Genomic DNA, 17049 nt, shown 5'->3' on the forward strand with positions numbered 1-17049 from the left:
ATGAGCCGGCCCGCCCTGCGCACCGGGGTCCGCTGGAAGATCTCGATCGCCATCGCCGCGGTCGGCGCCCTGGTCGCCGCCGCGCTGTCGATCGTGGTGCACAACTCGGCGCGGGTCTCCATGCTCGACAACGCCCGCGAGGTCCACATGGACCGGCTGCTGCTCGCCCAGCTCGCGTACGAGTCGACGCCCAAGCAGCGCGAGGCCCGGCTCCGGTTCGGCGCGAAGCTCAACGACCCGCTGCTGCCGCGTCAGCTGGACCAGCTGATGCGGAACGGGCGGCGCGGCACCTACGTGCAGGAGCACGCCTCGGGCGGCGCGCCGGACGTGTGGGCGGCGGTGCCGCTGGCCAACGGGGACGTACTGTCACTGCACATCCCGTTCGCCGACCGCAGCGCGACGATCATGAAGGAGCTCGACCGGACCCTGATCATCGGTTCGGTGTCGGTGGTGTTCGGCGGCTGCGCGCTGGGCGTGCTGATCGGCGGTCAGCTCTCCCGCCGGCTGCGGAAGGCGGCCGCCGCGGCGGGGAAGGTCGCCCAGGGCAACACCGAGGTGCGGGTACGGGACGCCATCGGCGGAGTCGTACGCGACGAGACGGACGAGCTGGCCCGCGCGGTCGACGCGCTCACCGACGCGCTGAACGGGCGCATCGAGGCGGAGCGTCGGGTCACCGCCGACATCGCGCACGAGCTGCGCACCCCGGTGACCGGGCTGCTGACGGCGGCGGAGCTGCTGCCGCCGGGTCGGCCGTCGGAGCTCGTAAGGGACCGGGCGCAGGCGCTGCGGACGCTGGTCGAGGACGTACTGGAGGTGGCCCGGCTCGACAGCGCGTCGGAGCGGGCCGAGCTCCAGGAGATCGCGCTCGGCGAGTTCGTGGAGCGGCGGGTGCGGGTGCTGAACCCGGACGCGGTGGTCAACGTGGTGCACGAGTCGTGGGTGAGCACCGATCCGCGCCGCCTGGAGCGGATCCTGGGCAATCTCCTCGCCAACGCGGCCAAGCACGGCGGCGGGCCGGTCGAGGTCACCGTCGAAGGCCGGGTGGTACGGGTCCGGGACCACGGCCCCGGGTTCCCTGAGGAGCTGCTGCGGGAGGGCCCGAGCCGGTTCCGCACCGGGTCGAGCGACCGGGCGGGGCAGGGGCACGGGCTCGGCCTGACGATCGCGACCGGCCAGGCGCGGGTGCTCGGCGCCCGGCTGACGTTCCGCAACGCGGCGTCGGAGGGCGGCGCGATCGCGGTCCTGTGGCTGCCGGACCACGCCCCGACGAACACGGGCAGCTTCCCGGTCCTGAGGGACGTCTGAGGGACCGGCACGAAGAAGGGGCCGGGGGCGCGTGCACGCGCCCCCGGCCCCTCCCGTCGTACGCCCGTCAGGCCGCGGTCTGCTCCGCGGCGGCGGCCTCCGGGGCCGGCTTCTGCGGGCCGGTGCCGCGCAGCACGACCTCCTTGACGAAGAACGCCGCGACGAACGCGATCACCGCGACCGCCGAGCCCACCAGGAACGCGCCGTGCGTGCCGGAGGCCACCGCGTGCTGGTACGCGTCGCGCACCGCCTCCGGCAGCTTCGCGAGGCTCGCCGCGTCCAGCTGGGCGGAGTGCGCCGTGGCGGCGCCGCCGCCGCGGGCGGCCATCTCGTCCTGGACGCGGTCGGTGAACAGCGCGCCCATGATCGCGACGCCGAAGGACGAGCCCAGGGTGCGGAACAGCGTCGTCGCCGACGAGGCGACGCCCATGTCCTTCATCTCGACGCTGTTCTGCGCCACCAGCATCGTGATCTGCATCAGGAAGCCCATGCCGGCGCCGAGGACGGCCATGTAGAGGCCGGAGGTCAGCCGCGAGGTCTCGGTGTCCATCTGCGCCAGCAGGAACAGGCCGAGGACCATGAGGGCGCCGCCGAGGATGGGGAAGATCTTGTACTTGCCGCTGTTGGTGGTGATCCGGCCGGAGATCAGCGAGACGACCATCATCGCCAGCAGCATCGGCAGGAGCAGCAGGCCGGAGTTGGTCGCGGACGCGCCCTGCACCGACTGCTGGAACAGCGGCAGGAAGAGCACCGCGCCGAACATCACGAAGCCGGTGAGGAAGCCGATCACCGACATGAGGGTGAAGTTGCGGCTGCGGAAGATGTGCAGCGGGATGATCGGGTCCGACGCCCGGGTCTCCACCCACAGGAACGCGGCGAGCGCGGCGACGCCGGTGACGCCCAGGCCGACGATGACGCCGGAGTCCCACGCGTACTCCGTGCCGCCCCAGGTCGTGACCAGCACGATCGAGGTGATGCCGACGGTCAGCAGCCCGGCGCCGAGGAAGTCGATCCGGCTCTGCGCCGGGCGGTCCTTCTTCGGGAGGTGGAGCACGGTGGTGATCATCGCGAGCGCGACGACGCCCAGCGGCAGGTTGATGTAGAACGACCAGCGCCAGCCCCAGTGGTCGGTGATGGTGCCGCCGACCAGCGGTCCGCCGATCATGGCCAGGGCCATCACGCCGGCCATCATGCCCTGGTACTTGCCCCGCTCCCGGGGCGGGATCAGGTCGCCGATCAGCGCCATCACGCCGACCATGAGGCCACCGGCGCCGAGACCCTGGACCGCGCGGAAGCCGATGAGCTGGCCCATGTCCTGGGCCATGCCGCTCAGCGCCGAACCGATCAGGAAGATCACGATCGAGGTGAGGAAGACGGCCTTGCGGCCGTACATGTCGCCGAGCTTGCCCCAGATCGGGGTGGAGGCCGCGGTGGCCAGGGTGTAGGCGGTGACGACCCAGGAGAGGTGCTCCAGACCGCCCAGTTCGCCGACGATCGTCGGCATGGCCGTACCGATGATCATGTTGTCGAGCATCGCGAGCAGCATCGCGATCATCAGGGCGAGCAGGACGACCCGGACGCTGCGCGCCGGCTTCTCCTGCGCCGCCGGCTCCCCGGAGGGTGCCTGTTTCACGGTCTCGGTGGTCATGGTCCCTGCTCCCTGCGTCCGCCCCCGCGGACACGCACTTACTTGCCGCCCGGCTAGTTACTACAATCGGGGAAGGTAGACGCTCCACTAGCCGGGCGTCAAGTAAGTTTTGATCGAGCGAGCCGTGTGGGAGCTGGGAGCAGATCGTGGCCAGAGGCAACACCCGCCAGCGCATTCAGGACGTCGCCCTCGAACTGTTCGCCGAGCAGGGGTACGAGAAGACCTCGCTGCGCGAGATCGCCGAGCGGCTCGACGTCACGAAGGCGGCGCTGTACTACCACTTCAAGACCAAGGAAGACATCCTGATCGGGCTCTTCCACGACCTCACGCGCCCCATGGACGAGCTGATCGAGTGGGCGAAGGCGCAGCCCCGCTCCCTGGAGACCCGGCAGGAGGTCCTGCGCCGGTACCAGGCCGCACTGCTCGACGCGGCGCCGTTGTTCCGCTTCATGCAGGAGAACCAGGCCACCGTCCGCGAACTGAGCGTCGGCCTGACCTTCAAGGAGCGGATGATCGAACTGACCGGCCTGGTGAAGGAGCCGGACTTCGCGATGGTCGACCAGGTCCGCTGCATCAGCGCGATCTTCACCCTGCACGCGGGCGCGTTCTTCATGCAGAACGTCGAGGGCGACCCCGAGGACAAGCAGGACGCCGTCCTCGAGGTCGCCCTCGATCTGCTCGCTCAGGCGCACGACGCCTGAGCGAGGGGGAGCTGTGCCGGTCAGATGCTGACGCCGACGGTGCGCAGGAAGGCCGCCGGGTTCAGCGCCGAGCCGTAGTTCGGGGTGTTGCGGATCTCGAAGTGCAGGTGCGGGCCGGACGAGTTGCCGGTGTTGCCGGACAGCGCGATCTTCTGGCCGGCGCCGACCTTCTGGCCGATGTGCACGTTGATCTTCGACAGGTGGGCGTACTGCGAGTACTTGCCGTTGGCGTGCTTCACGACGATGGCGTTGCCGTACGCCGGGCCGTCGCCGCCACCGTACGGGCCGGCCTTGACGACGGTGCCGGCGGCGGCGGCCTTGACCGGGGTGCCGACCGGGACGGCGAAGTCCTGGCCGGAGTGCTTGTGGGCCCACATGGCGCCGCCCTGGTTGTAGCTGGCGGTCAGCGTGTAGCGGCTGACCGGCTTGACCCAGGCGGCCTTCTTCGCCTTGGCCGGCTTCGCCGCCTTCGCCTTGACGGCCTTGGCCTTCGCGGCGGCCTGCTTGACGGCGGCGGCCGTCTTGGCGGCGGCCTGAGCCTGGGCGCCGGCCTGGGCGGCGACGGCGGCGGACGCGGGGGCGGCGGCGAGGGCCTTGGCGGGGGCCTTGCCCTCGGCGGCGAAGGCGGACCCTGCTCCGGCCACCACAGACGCTCCCAGACCCGCGGCGGCGAGGGCGACGACGGCGGTACGGGCGGGGTTCATGACGCGCTTCGACATACGGGGGAAAACCTCCGGGAAGAACGATCCCGACACGAGTGCCGTGCCGGGCTGGCCATCCCTTGGTAACCCGCACCCCCGGCCAGGCCAAAACACCCCATCTACGACATTGCGTCGTAGCGATCTCGGTGGCGGATCGGCTCTTGACGGCCTCGCGGGGGCGCTCAAAAAACGGACAAAAGCCGATGAACAGATCTGTTTAACCGCATGTGGGGACCGGTCGGATCTGACCTAAACATGGGATGGGACCCGATTCGGGACCTCCGGGACCAAGGTCCCGCCGGACTCACCCGAAATGTTCCGATCGGGAGGGGAACGGCACCACTATTCCGGCTAGTACCCCCGAAAACGCCTGTGCGCCTTGTCACCAGCGCACCCCTGCCATTGCGACCTGGGTCACGCAACCGGGCGCTCCGGAAACCCGTCCCCGGATACGCTGACCTCTCGCGATCATGAGCGATCACGCACGCGACACGCTCCGGGGGGACACGTGGATCCGGCACTCATCGGCACCCGACTGGCCACGGCGGCGATCGGCCCCCTCCTGAAGAAGCTGCTGGTCCAGGAGCCCCCGGGCGCGGGCCTCGCGGGCAAGGCCCCGGTACGCCTCTCCCGCCTGGTCTCCTTCCGCGGCGAGAAGCGCACGCTCACGGAGGCGGACGTGCGCCGGCTCGCCGCCGCGCTGGTCGGCGGGGCCGTCTCCGGCCCCGGCGAGCCGCCGTTCCCGGCGGACGAGACGGAGGCGGTGACGGACGCGCTGGGCCGGACGCTGGTCGCGCTCGGCGACCTGGACATGGACGACGTCCAGGCGGTCCGGCTCGGGCACCGGGCACTGGCCCGCCGCCTGAAGGAAGCGACGGGCGCGCCGCCGGCCGGCCTCTCGACGGACTCGGCGTACGTCCTGGACACGCTCACGGAGTGGGCCTGCCTGCAGATCCTGGAGTTCTTCACCCAGCGCCCCTCGTTCGTGGCCCGCACGCTGGTGGAACAGTCACGCGGCCAGGAGGCGACGGACGCGAAGGTCGACGAACTGATCCGCCGCGTGCCCCGGCCGGACGGCCGGGACGTCGAGTTCGAGCGCCGGTACCTCGCGTACCTGGCGAAGAAGCACGGCAAGCTGACGATCTACGGGATCGACCTGCACGACTCGGCGGACCGGTGGCCGCTGGACGTGGCGTATCTGTCGCTGGAGGCGACGGGGGTGGAGGCGGGGCGCATGGGCGCCCTGCTGGAGGCCGAGCTGCGCGGGCCGAACCTGCCGGTCTCGTTCGATCCCGACCTTCTCTTTCCTCGCAACGACGTCGCCACCCGCGCCGACCTCGCCCTCGCCCGCCACAGCAAGGTCCTGCTGCGCGGGCTCGCCGGGTCCGGGAAGACCACGCTCGTGCAGTGGCTGGCGGTCTCCGCCGCGCGGGAGGAGCTGCCCGAGGACATGGCGTACCTGCGGGACCGCGTTCCCTTCGTGCTCCCGCTCCGCGCCCTCACCCGCCACGGCGAGCGGCTGCCGGCGCCCGACCGCTTCCTGGAGGCCGTCGGCTGCCCGCTCTCCCCGCCCGAGGGCTGGGCGGACCGGGTGCTGAGCGTCGGCCGCGGGCTGATCCTGATCGACGGGATCGACGAGATCCCCGAGGCCGAGCGCGACCGGGCCCGCCGCTGGCTGCGGGACCTCCTCGACACGTACGACGCCGACAACCGGTGGCTGGTCACCTCGCGCCCCACCGCCGTACGGGACGACTGGCTCGCCGAGGACGGCTTCGCCGAGCTGACCCTCTCCCCCATGTCGACCGCCGAGGTCACCACCTTCGTCCAGCGCTGGCACCGGGCGGCCGGGCCGGAGGCCGCCTCGTACGAGCGACCCCTCCTCGACGCGCTGCGCACCACCCCGGACGTGGCCGCGCTCGCCACCAACCCGCTCATGTGCGGGCTGATCTGCGCCCTGCACCGCGACCGCCGCGGCTTCCTGCCACGCGGCCGCAAGGCACTGTACGAGGCCGCGCTGTCGATGCTGCTCCTGCGCCGCGACCGCGAGCGCGACATGGGCAACCCGTACGGGATCGAGCTCGGCGAGCCCGCGCAGATCCAGCTGATCCAGCGGCTCGCGTACTGGCTCACGCTCAACGGCCGCACGCAGATGGACCGTTCGCACGCCGAGTCCGTCGTACGGGCCGCAGTCCCCGCGATCCCGGAGGCGGCGGCGCACGGCGACCCCGACGCGGTCTTCACCCACCTGTTGCACCGCAGCGGCCTGCTGCGCGAACCGACCGCCGGAACCGTGGACTTCGTCCACCGCACCTTCCAGGACTACCTGGCCGCGAAGGCGCTCGTCGACCAGTGGGACATCGGCGTCCTGGTCGACCACGCCGGCGACGACCAGTGGGAGGACGTCATCCGCATGGCGGTCGCCCACGCGCGGCCGCGCGAATGCGCGGAGATCTTCGGGGAGCTGCTGAAGGCGGTGGACGCGGCCCAGGGCCGTCCCGCCAAGCTCCGCATCCTCGTCGTGGCGGCGACGGCACTCGACCACGCGACGGAGGTGGCACCGGAGATCCGTGAACGCGTTCTGGCCCGGACGGCCGCGGTCATCCCGCCGCAGGGTCGGGAGGAGGCCCGCGAGCTGGCATCGGTGGGACGTACCGTCCTGGACCTGTTGCCCGGCCCGGAGGGCCTGGACGACGAGACGGCGCTGAACGTCGTGATCACCGCCACGCACGTCGGCGACGACGCCGCACTGCCGTATCTCGCGAAGTTCGTCGAGCACCCCGCGCTGGTGGTGCGCTCCCAGCTGATGTGGGCCTGGGCACGATTCGACACGAAGAGGTACGCAGAGGAGATCATCACCCGGCTGGATCCGGACGGCCTCTACTTCACCGTCCAAGCCGACGAACAGGCCGTCGAGCTCGCCCGGATCGGAATGCGCCCCGACAACCTCGACATCCGTCTGGTTTCCGAGCACGGGCTGGACGCGCTGAGCCCCTTGCTCGGAACCGCGAGGAACCTCAAGGTCACCGCCTTCGGAGACTGGTCGTCAGCGGTTCCCGCGGATAACGAGGTCAGGAGCCTTCACCTGACCATCGACGACTGGCTCGACGTTGTCCGCGCCCTTCCCCGACTCACGTCGCTCAGCGTCCTCGGCTCCCTGAACCGCACGGACTGGGAGCCGCTCGCCGAGCTCGAGTTCCTTGAGAGCCTCGCCATCGATGCCGAGGCAGTCGACTGGTGCCCTCCGACACGCCGTCTCCCTCGTGTGCAGGAGCTCCACGTACGCACCGAGACCTCTCCGTCCTGCGAACGAATCGCCCAGATCTTTCCGGGACTTCGCCGCCTGCGACTCATGGGTGACTGGCGCCATCCCGAAGCGGTCCATGACCTCGCGCCCCTCGCGGCCTTGGAAAGCCTCGAGCAGGTCACGATCGAGTACGCGAAAGTCACCGGCGTCGAACACCTCCCGCCCACCGTCCAGATCGTCATCCAAGGATCCTGACCATGACCACCGACATCGAACTCGCCGACGCCATCGAGTCCGTCCGCGACCAGCTCGTCGAGGCCGCCTCGCGGGCCACCGGGCGGGCCGTCGCCTTCGAAGTGGGCGACATCGAGATGGAGTTCACGATCGAGCTGCGCAAGGAGGTGAAGGGCGGGGGCAAGGTGAAGGCCTGGGTCGTCGAGGCCGGGGCGGACGCCACCCGTGCCCGGGGCGAGACGCACCGCGTCTCCTTCACGCTCAAGCCGCGCAACGCGGCGACCGGCGGCGCGTGGCTGGTCGGCAACGACGACGCGGCCGACGTGTCCGGCTTCGGCGGAGGGCACGAGCCCCGGTGACCGCCGCGCGACACGTCTTCGCGGTGCTGGGGCCGCAGCAGGGCAGCGGCGTCCTGCTCACCCCGCATCTCGTCCTGACCAGCGCCCATGTCGTCGGCGAGAACGAGTACGCCGGCGTCGCCGCCATAGGCCGGGCCGGGCCGCTCGCGTTACGTGTGATCAGGTCCGACGACGAGCTCGACTTCGCGCTCCTGCACAGCGAGGAGCCCCTCGGCCCCGCTCCCGTGCTCGGCGCACTCGCCACCGACCGCCCGGTGCCCGGCTGCGAGATCCTCGGCTTCCCCCGGATCCAGCGGTACGAAGGGCAGCGGCTCGATCTGGACCAGTTCACCGGCACCGCCCTGCCCATGGCCGGCCTCGTGCGCCGGACGCTCTCCGTCGAGCTGGACGGCCCGCCCGTCACCGCCGACGAGCACGGCCCCTCACCCCTCGCGGGCCTCTCCGGCGCGCCCGTCTACGCCGACGACGGGCTCATCGGCATCGTGCGCGCCGTCCCGCGCGGCCGGGGCCACCGGCGTCTGGAGTGCGTGCCGCTCAGTGCCGTCCTCGAGCACCCGGACGTCCGCCGGCTCCTGCCCCGCGACTTCGCCCCGCCCGCCCCGGTCACCCGCACCCACCCCGGGGACCGGCCGTACGAGCGGGAGTACGCGGACGCCCTCGGCGTCGCCTACCGCCGTACGAAGATCTTCGGCCTGGACGAGCTGGACCGCCGGGCCTCCGAGTGGGATCTGGACACCGCCTACCTGTCCCTGGAGGCCGCCGCCAGGAACCGCGGCGGCGCCGAGCCCGTCCCGCACCGGATCGACGAGCTGCTGGCCGCGCGGCCCCGGGTCCTGATCCGCGGGGACGCGGGCGCGGGCAAGACCACGCTGCTGTGGTGGCTGGCCGCGCACGCGGCCGCCGGGACGCTCGGACCCCACCTCGCCGAGCTGAACGGGCTCGTGCCCTTCGTCGTCCCGCTCCGTACGCTGCGCGCCCGCGACACGGGCTTCCCCGGACTCGCCGAACTCCCCGGTGTCGCGGGCCTCGTGGTCGACGCCGCACCCGGGGGATGGGCCGGCCGGGTGCTCGCCGCGGGCCGGGGACTGCTGCTGGTCGACGGTCTCGACGAGGTGCCGCAGGAGGAGCGGGAGGCCGCCCACGCCTGGCTGTCCGGCCTGCTGGCCCGCTACCCCCGCACCCGCTGCGTGGCGACCGTGCGGCCGCTCGCCGTCGACCCCGACTGGCTCGGCTCGGAGAACTTCGAGGAACTGACGCTGCTGCCCATGCGGGACGCGGACATCCAGGCGTTCGTCGCCGCCTGGCACGCCGCGGCCCGCCTCGACGACGTCGACCCGGCCGGCCTCGACGTGCTCGAACGGGACCTGGCTCTCCAGTTCAGCCACAATCCGGTCCTCGCCGACCTCGCCCGCACCCCGCTGCTCTGCGCGGTGATCTGCGCGCTGCACCGGCTGCGCGAGGGCTTCCTGCCCGACACCCGCTGGGCGCTGTACCAGTCGGCGCTGCAACTGCTGCTCGGCGACCGGGACAAGCGCCGCCGGATCGATGCCCCGGACGGCATCCGCATGTCCGTGGAGGAGCACCTGCAGCTGCTCCAGCGGATCGCGGCCTGGCTGGTGCGCGGCGGGCAGACGGAGTTCACCCGGCAGCAGGCGCTGCACCAGCTCGCCCGCGCCCTGCCGGGGATGCCGCGGGTCGCCGCCCAGGGCACGCCGACGGAGATACTGACCCACCTGCTCAACCGCAGCGGCCTGCTCCAGGAACGCGCCGACGACGTCTTCCAGTTCGCCCACCGCACCTTCCAGGACTTCCTGGCGGCCAAGGAGTTCGTCGAGGACGACCTCGTCCACGAGATGCTGCAACATGTGCGGGACCAGCAGTGGCACGACGTCCTGCTGCTGGCGGCCGGGCACTGCTCCCGGCGCGAACTGCCGTTCCTGGTCGAGGGCGTGCTCGAGGCCGGCTCGGCCGTCCGCGACCGGGGCCGGAAGACGACCCTGTACGTCCTGGCGGCGCGCTGCGCCCAGCACGCCGCGTGGCTCTCCGAGCCGCTGCACGCCCGGGTCCGCAAGGCGGTGAAGTCGGTGCTGCCGCCCCGCAACGCCACCCAGTTGCCCCAGCTCGCCGCCCTCGGCCCCTACCTGCTGCCCCTTCTGCCGTCCCCGGAGAAGACGCCCAAGGACGCGCTGACGATGATCGTCTCGCTGATCTGCGAGGTCGGCGGCTCGGAGGCGGTCCCGTACGCCCGGGACTTCGCCGGGTCGGATCCGACAGCCACACTGGCGGTGAACTGGGCCAGATTCCCCACCCAGTTGTACGCCCGCGAGGTACTCTCTCGAGCCGATCTGGCGAACGCCGTGCTGCTCGTGAGCGAGCCCGACCAGCTGCCTCTGCTGCGTACGCTGCCGCAGGCCCGTCGGCTCTACTTCCGCGGCTCCTTCGACGCGAACACGCTGACCGACGCACTCACCGGGCGGACGGCGGACACGCTGGTGATCCGGGAGAACGGCGTCCTCGGCGATCTCGGCTTCCTGCGTTCCTGTGGGCGGGATCTCCGGACGCTACGGATCGACCAGTGCCCACACGTCCAGATCGCCGCACTCACCGGGCTCGACTCACTGGACGAGCTGCATCTGGTCGACCAACGGCTGGGGGCCGGGGATCTGGAGGCCGTCGCCAAACTGTCCGGCCTCGCCAAGCTGTACCTCGTGCCCGAGGCGGCCGACGGGGGGCTCGATCTGACTCCCCTGCACGCGGCGTCGCGGCGGCTTCACGTGCACGCGTTCGGCGTCCCCGAACGCCGCATCACCGGCCGTGCGGCCCTCGGCTCCCGTCTGACCGTGCACAGCTAGCAAAGGGGCGGCCCCCGGAACCGGTTCGGTTCCGGGGGCCGCCCCTTTGCTCGGTCGCTCAGCCGCTCGGCGCGGCCTCACGCCTCCTTCGAGAGGTTCGGGCCTGCTCCGCCCGTCGCCTGCTCGATCGGCGGGACGTCGGGCAGCGCCGACTTCTCCTCGCCGCGGAAGGTGAACTTCTTCTCCTCGCCCTCGCCCTCGGTGTCCACGACCACGATGTGGCCGGGGCGCAGCTCGCCGAAGAGGATCTTCTCGGAGAGGGTGTCCTCGACCTCGCGCTGGATCGTCCGGCGCAGCGGCCGGGCGCCCATGACGGGGTCGTAGCCCTTCTTCGCGAGGAGCTCCTTCGCGGACTGGGAGAGCTCGATGCCCATGTCCCGGTCCTTCAGGCGCTCGTCCACGCGGCTGATCATCAGGTCGACGATCTGGAGGATGTCCTCCTGCGTCAGCTGCGGGAAGACGATGATGTCGTCCACACGGTTGAGGAACTCCGGGCGGAAGTGCTGCTTCAGCTCGTCGCTGACCTTCGCCTTCATCCGCTCGTAGTTGGACTTCGTGTCGCCCTGGGCCGCGAAGCCGAGGTTGAAGCCCTTCGAGATGTCCCGGGTCCCGAGGTTGGTCGTCATGATGATGACCGTGTTCTTGAAGTCCACGACCCGGCCCTGGGAGTCGGTCAGGCGACCGTCCTCCAGGATCTGGAGAAGGGAATTGAAGATATCGGGGTGGGCCTTCTCGACCTCGTCGAAGAGCACGACGGAGAACGGCTTGCGGCGCACCTTCTCGGTGAGCTGGCCGCCCTCTTCGTAGCCGACGTATCCGGGCGGCGAACCGAAGAGACGCGAAACCGTGTGCTTCTCGCTGAACTCCGACATGTCGAGGGAGATCATCGCGTCCTCGTCACCGAAGAGGAATTCGGCGAGCGCCTTGGACAGCTCGGTCTTACCGACACCGGACGGGCCGGCGAAGATGAACGAGCCACCGGGACGCTTCGGGTCCTTCAGACCCGCACGGGTACGGCGGATGGCCCGCGAGAGGCCGATGACGGCGTCCTTCTGGCCGATGACGCGCTTGTGGAGCTCGTCCTCCATGCGGAGCAGGCGGCTGGACTCCTCCTCGGTCAGCTTGAAGACCGGGATGCCGGTGGCGGTCGCGAGGACCTCGGCGATCAGCTCGCCGTCGACCTCGGCGACGACGTCCATGTCGCCGGCCTTCCACTCCTTCTCCCGCTTGGTCTTCGCGGCGAGGAGCTGCTTCTCCTTGTCGCGCAGGGAGGCGGCCTTCTCGAAGTCCTGCGAGTCGATCGCGGACTCCTTGTCGCGGCGGACGCCGGCGATCTTCTCGTCGAACTCGCGGAGGTCCGGCGGCGCGGTCATCCGGCGGATGCGCATCCGGGAGCCGGCCTCGTCGATCAGGTCGATCGCCTTGTCCGGCAGGAAGCGGTCCGAGATGTACCGGTCGGCCAGCGTCGCGGCCTGGACGAGGGCCTCGTCGGTGATGGAGACCCGGTGGTGGGCCTCGTACCGGTCGCGCAGGCCCTTGAGGATCTCGATCGTGTGCGGCAGCGACGGCTCGGCGACCTGGATGGGCTGGAAGCGGCGCTCGAGGGCCGCGTCCTTCTCCAGGTACTTGCGGTACTCGTCGAGGGTGGTGGCACCGATGGTCTGGAGCTCACCGCGGGCCAGCATCGGCTTGAGGATGCTGGCGGCGTCGATCGCGCCCTCGGCGGCACCCGCACCCACCAGGGTGTGGAGCTCGTCGATGAACAGGATGATGTCGCCGCGGGTGCGGATCTCCTTGAGGACCTTCTTCAGGCGCTCCTCGAAGTCACCGCGGTAGCGGGAGCCGGCGACCAGCGCGCCGAGGTCCAGGGTGTAGAGGTGCTTGTCCTTGAGGGTCTCGGGCACCTCGCCCTTGACGATGGCCTGCGCCAGGCCCTCGACGACGGCGGTCTTGCCGACGCCGGGCTCGCCGATGAGAACCGGGTTGTTCTTGGTGCGGCGGGACAGCACCTGCATGACCCGCTCGATCTCCTTCTCGCGCCCGATGACCGGGTCGAGCTTGGATTCGCGGGCCGCCTGGGTGAGGTTCCGGCCGAACTGGTCGAGGACCAGGGACGTCGAGGGCGTGCCCTCGGCAGGGCCGCCCGCGGTGGCGGCTTCCTTGCCCTGGTAGCCGGAGAGCAGCTGGATGACCTGCTGCCGCACCCGGTTGAGATCGGCGCCCAGCTTCACGAGCACCTGGGCGGCGACGCCCTCGCCCTCGCGGATCAGGCCGAGCAGGATGTGCTCGGTGCCGATGTAGTTGTGGCCGAGCTGGAGGGCCTCGCGGAGCGACAGCTCCAGGACCTTCTTGGCGCGAGGGGTGAAGGGAATGTGCCCGGACGGGGCCTGCTGGCCCTGACCGATGATCTCCTCCACCTGCTGGCGGACCGCCTCGAGCGAAATCCCGAGGCTCTCCAGGGCCTTAGCGGCGACACCCTCACCCTCGTGGATAAGGCCCAGGAGGATGTGCTCGGTGCCGATGTAGTTGTGGTTGAGCATCCGGGCTTCTTCCTGAGCCAGGACGACAACCCGCCGCGCGCGGTCGGTGAACCTCTCGAACATCGTTAATCGCTCCTCAGAGCGGTCAGTCAGTTAGGGGTCGATCCCCTCCCTGTCCTTCCGCAGCTTAGTCCCGCAAGCGGGGACCGCTCATTCCAACTGCCGACACCCGTCCTTGGCCTCCTGACCCCGAACGCCGACAACCGTCCTAACCCGATGGTGCGAGACGATGTTCCCGCAGGCCAGGCAGTTACCCGTGCCATCAGTACGCCGATGGCGAACGTGAGACGCCAAAGCCCGCGTGTCGCCCCTCCCCACTAGGAATGTCTTACCCGTAAGCACTGACACTCCATGCGGCATACCCCGGTTCCCTCCGCTACGGGCGAACACCCTTGCGCCGCCGAATGCGTCCGCACGCCCCCGCCGTGAACACGGCGTGCGACGGGTGGTGAACCGTGCGTCACCATGAGGCGTAACCATTCGGCAGTCGCGGGAGTTCCCCGGGCATGGCGCTCACCGTCCCGCTCCCCCGCTCACCGTCCGAGTACGGCCTCGCGCGGTGGTACGAGCACGAGCTCGGCTGGCCGACCGCCGACGGGCCGCCGCTGCTGCTGCCGACCGGGATCCGGTTCGACGTGCTCGAGCTTCCCGCGGCGGCGGGACACGCGGTACTGCGGCGGGTGGGCGCCACCGGCCCCGTGGCCCTCATGGGGCGCAGGATGCGGCTGCTCGTGGCCGCGGGGAGCGCGGAGGAGCTGCCGGGGCTGCTCGGCTGGCTGGAGTGGGGCGGGATCGCCCTGGACCTCGCCGGCCTGGGGCCGGGCGGCCGGATGACCGCTCCCGTTCCCCCAGGATGGAGCGGTTCCGACCGGCCGGGCGCCGCGGTGTGGCTGCGGCCCCCCGTGCCCGGCCGCGAGGTCGAGTCGTCGTTGCCGGGGCTGCCGGTGGTAGGCGGCGATGGGGATGCCCCCGGTCTCGTACGACTGGTGGAGGCGGCGGCGACGGAATGCCACCGGCTCCGGCTGACGCGGACGGCTCAGCCGTTGGCCTTCTCGTAGGCCTCGCGCACGGAGGCCGGGACGCGGCCGCGGTCGTTGACCTCGAAACCGTTCGCCTTGGCCCAGGCGCGAATTTCGGCGGTGTCCTTGTTCCCGCCGACCGCGACACGGCCCTTTCCACGGCCGGTGGCGGCACGGCCACCGGTGCGGCGGCCGCCCTTGGTGTACGGCTCGAGCAGGCCGCGGAGCTTGTCCGCGTTGGCGGTGGTGAGGTCGATCTCGTAGGTCTTGCCGTCCAGAGCGAACGTCACCGTCTCGTCCGCCTCGCCACCGTCGAGGTCGTCGACAAGAAGGACCTGAACCTTCTGTGCCACCGGATTTCCTTTCATCGAAAATGCAGTACGCGGAAAGGAAACCGCTTTTCCCGGAAAAACACAAACCCCTGGCAGAGGTTCAGAAGCTCGGCAACGCGGGAAACGTGCGCGATTCGGACATAGGGATCCGGGCGCAGCTTACGATCACAGGTGCAGAAGCATCCGACTGTTGCCCAAGGTGTTCGGCTTCACTCGTTCGAGACCGAGGAACTCCGCGACGCCCTCGTCATAGGAACGCAGGAGCTCGCTGTAGACATCTCCGTCGACGGGCGTCTCGCCGATCTCGACGAAGCCGTGCCTTGCGAAGAACTCGACTTCGAAGGTGAGGCAGAAAACCCGGCGGACGCCGAGCCATCGGGCGGTGTGCAACAACTTGTCCAGCACCTGATGTCCCACCCGGGCGCCGCGGAAGTCCGGGTCGACCGCGAGCGTGCGCACTTCCGCCAGGTCTTCCCACATCACGTGGAGAGCACCGCAGCCGACGACGACTCCGTCGGTGTCGCGTTCGGCGACCCAGAACTCCTGGATGTCCTCGTAAAGGGTGACCGTCGCTTTGTCGAGCAGGATGCCGCGGCGAACGAACGGGTCGACGAGCCGGCGGACCGCGGCGACATCGGAGGTGCGGGCGCGGCGGACGGTGACGGCTTTCGCCGCGGCTTCGGAGACGGATGCGGAGGACGTCGACATGAGGGGACGTTATCGCCCCGGCTCAGAGGTGTCCTCGCCACCCTCCGCGGTGCTCCGGGAGAGCCCTTCCGGCGGATTGGGGGTGTCCCGCTGGACGATCCGGACGGCGTCGTCGAGGGCTTCGCGCTGCTCGGCGGACATCATGCCGAAGAAGGCGACCAGGGCGGCGGCGGGGTTGTCGCTCTGCGCCCAAGCCTCGTTCATGAGGGCTGCGGAGTACGCGGCCCGGGTGGAGACCGCGGTATATCGATAGGCCCGGCCGTCGACTTCCCGGCGTACCCAGCCCTTCTGATGGAGATTGTCCATTACGGTCATGACGGTGGTGTAGGCGATGGACCGTTCCTGCTGGAGATCCTCCAGGACTTCCCGGACGGTCACCGGGCGGTTCCATTGCCAGACGCGTGTCATGACGGCGTCTTCGAGCTCTCCCAATTGACGGGGCACATTGCCACCTTAGTCCGCGATCCCGCCGAAATGGCCGGTTATTGCCGTGGCGGACGGGGCGAACCGAGTGAAGTACACACAAAAAGGGCGCACGCCACCGAAGTGGTCGTACGCCCTCTCGGGGTGACGGGCCGGCTAGCGGGCGGCGCCGTCCGCCGGGCGGGCGGCCTCGGCGCGAGCGATCGCCGCGTCCACGGCCGCGTCCTCCTTGGCCTTGTTGGGTCCGCCCTGGCTCTTGACGATCGTCACGACGAGGCCGATGAAGAAGGCGGCCATCACGACGGGGGGCAGGAGCGCGGATACGTATTCCATGGCGTCCAGAGTAGCTATCCGGCGGCGCGTTCCTCGGGCGGGGGCGGCGGGACGGGCCGGCGGCGCGGCGGGAAGACCTCGGACGGCTTGGGGACCGGGCGCTCGTCCGGCTTCGGCGCGGGCCTGCCGGGCTTGGGCTTCTCCTCCGCGGCGCGCCCGCCGGGCAGCGCGAGCAGCCGGGTGCGGGGCGCCGGGGCGGCCTTGGCAAGCCGGGTCCGCAGCGACCGCTCGGCGAGCACCGCGCAGCGCTCCAGGAGCGCCGCGGCGACCGGCCGCTCGCGCAGCGAGCGCAGCGCCGCGAGGTCCTCGGGACGGGGGTCGTAGCCGGCCGCCAGGGCGTCCTGGAGCAGCTCCAGGTAGCCGGGGGCGGAGCCGGGGAGGGTGGCGCGGTAGCGGCCGAGGTCGGCGAGCAGGAACGCGCGCAGTCGCCCGGCCTCGCGGACGGCCTCGTCGAGCGCGTCCGCGAGCCGCAGGCAGTCCTGCACGTCCTCATGGTCGAGGGGCGTCGGGCACAGGGCACTGGCGAGCGCGCGCCGCAGCACGCGCAGCTCGTCCGCACCGAAGGCCAGTCCGCCGCGGGATCCGTATGGCGTGGGCATGCGGCGACGATACGCGCTAATCAGACAAACTTCGCTTATCTGTGCTTTTGT

14 protein-coding genes are annotated in these 17049 nt (G+C 70.7%); 6 read left to right on the forward strand and 8 right to left on the reverse strand.

Annotated features, from left to right (window positions below; all coding sequences use genetic code 11):
• Positions 1-1305 carry a two-component system sensor histidine kinase CseC gene (cseC, locus tag R2D22_RS16430; RefSeq protein ID WP_318104279.1) on the forward strand — a complete coding sequence of 435 codons (1305 nt, stop codon included), beginning with the start codon at positions 1-3 and terminating at the stop codon, positions 1303-1305.
• A 67-nt stretch (positions 1306-1372) separates the two neighbouring features.
• Here the strand turns inward: cseC and R2D22_RS16435 are convergent, their stop codons facing one another.
• The gene (locus R2D22_RS16435; protein WP_318104283.1) at positions 1373-2953 is read right to left on the reverse strand and encodes an MDR family MFS transporter; all 1581 of its coding nucleotides are present in this window, start codon (positions 2951-2953) and stop codon (positions 1373-1375) included.
• A 146-nt stretch (positions 2954-3099) separates the two neighbouring features.
• Between R2D22_RS16435 and R2D22_RS16440 the strand changes: the two genes are divergently transcribed.
• The gene (locus tag R2D22_RS16440; protein WP_318104286.1) at positions 3100-3654 is read left to right on the forward strand and encodes a TetR/AcrR family transcriptional regulator; all 555 of its coding nucleotides are present in this window, start codon (positions 3100-3102) and stop codon (positions 3652-3654) included.
• Positions 3655-3674: 20 nt separating this feature from the next.
• Here the strand turns inward: R2D22_RS16440 and R2D22_RS16445 are convergent, their stop codons facing one another.
• Positions 3675-4373 (reverse strand): M23 family metallopeptidase, encoded by a 699-nt coding sequence (locus R2D22_RS16445; RefSeq protein ID WP_318104290.1) that lies wholly within the window; start codon positions 4371-4373, stop codon positions 3675-3677.
• Between the two features lie 490 nt (positions 4374-4863).
• Here R2D22_RS16445 and R2D22_RS16450 point away from each other — a divergent pair, with 490 nt between their 5' ends.
• Genes R2D22_RS16450 through R2D22_RS16460 form a run of 3 tightly spaced genes read left to right on the forward strand, consistent with a single transcriptional unit; the run spans position 4864 to position 11044 of the window.
• A complete protein-coding gene (locus R2D22_RS16450) occupies positions 4864-7854 on the forward strand; it encodes an NACHT domain-containing protein (RefSeq protein WP_318104291.1) in 2991 nt (996 codons plus the stop codon).
• 2 nt (positions 7855-7856) lie between these two features.
• Positions 7857-8192 carry a trypco2 family protein gene (locus tag R2D22_RS16455; RefSeq protein ID WP_318104292.1) on the forward strand — a complete coding sequence of 112 codons (336 nt, stop codon included), beginning with the start codon at positions 7857-7859 and terminating at the stop codon, positions 8190-8192.
• Positions 8189-11044, forward strand: coding sequence for an NACHT domain-containing protein (locus tag R2D22_RS16460; RefSeq protein WP_318104294.1), 2856 nt, complete (start codon positions 8189-8191; stop codon positions 11042-11044). Before R2D22_RS16455 ends, R2D22_RS16460 begins: the two co-directional genes overlap by 4 nt.
• Positions 11045-11121: 77 nt before the next feature.
• On the opposite strand, the gene R2D22_RS16465 is transcribed toward R2D22_RS16460, so the two are convergent.
• A complete protein-coding gene (locus tag R2D22_RS16465; RefSeq protein WP_318104296.1) occupies positions 11122-13647 on the reverse strand; it encodes an ATP-dependent Clp protease ATP-binding subunit in 2526 nt (841 codons plus the stop codon).
• A gap of 443 nt (positions 13648-14090) precedes the next feature.
• On the opposite strand from R2D22_RS16465, the gene R2D22_RS16470 reads away from it, so the two are divergent.
• A complete protein-coding gene (locus R2D22_RS16470) occupies positions 14091-14642 on the forward strand; it encodes an SCO3374 family protein (protein ID WP_318104297.1) in 552 nt (183 codons plus the stop codon).
• Here R2D22_RS16470 and R2D22_RS16475 read toward each other — a convergent pair.
• From R2D22_RS16475 to R2D22_RS16495, 5 genes are all read right to left on the reverse strand, one after another.
• Positions 14621-14956 carry a histone-like nucleoid-structuring protein Lsr2 gene (locus R2D22_RS16475; RefSeq protein WP_318104300.1) on the reverse strand — a complete coding sequence of 112 codons (336 nt, stop codon included), beginning with the start codon at positions 14954-14956 and terminating at the stop codon, positions 14621-14623. The two genes, R2D22_RS16470 and R2D22_RS16475, sit on opposite strands and share 22 nt — an antisense overlap.
• A gap of 144 nt (positions 14957-15100) precedes the next feature.
• The gene (locus tag R2D22_RS16480; protein WP_318104301.1) at positions 15101-15643 is read right to left on the reverse strand and encodes an amino-acid N-acetyltransferase; all 543 of its coding nucleotides are present in this window, start codon (positions 15641-15643) and stop codon (positions 15101-15103) included.
• A 9-nt stretch (positions 15644-15652) separates the two neighbouring features.
• Positions 15653-16087, reverse strand: coding sequence for a BlaI/MecI/CopY family transcriptional regulator (locus tag R2D22_RS16485; protein WP_318104302.1), 435 nt, complete (start codon positions 16085-16087; stop codon positions 15653-15655).
• Between the two features lie 135 nt (positions 16088-16222).
• Positions 16223-16399: a hypothetical protein gene (locus R2D22_RS16490; protein ID WP_318104303.1), complete on the reverse strand. Its 177-nt coding sequence runs from the start codon at positions 16397-16399 to the stop codon at positions 16223-16225.
• 14 nt (positions 16400-16413) lie between these two features.
• Positions 16414-16968: a hypothetical protein gene (locus R2D22_RS16495; RefSeq protein WP_318109802.1), complete on the reverse strand. Its 555-nt coding sequence runs from the start codon at positions 16966-16968 to the stop codon at positions 16414-16416.
• Positions 16969-17049 lie beyond the last annotated feature (81 nt).

Source organism: Streptomyces sp. HUAS YS2 (assembly GCF_033343995.1).
Lineage (GTDB): Bacteria > Actinomycetota > Actinomycetes > Streptomycetales > Streptomycetaceae > Streptomyces > Streptomyces solicathayae.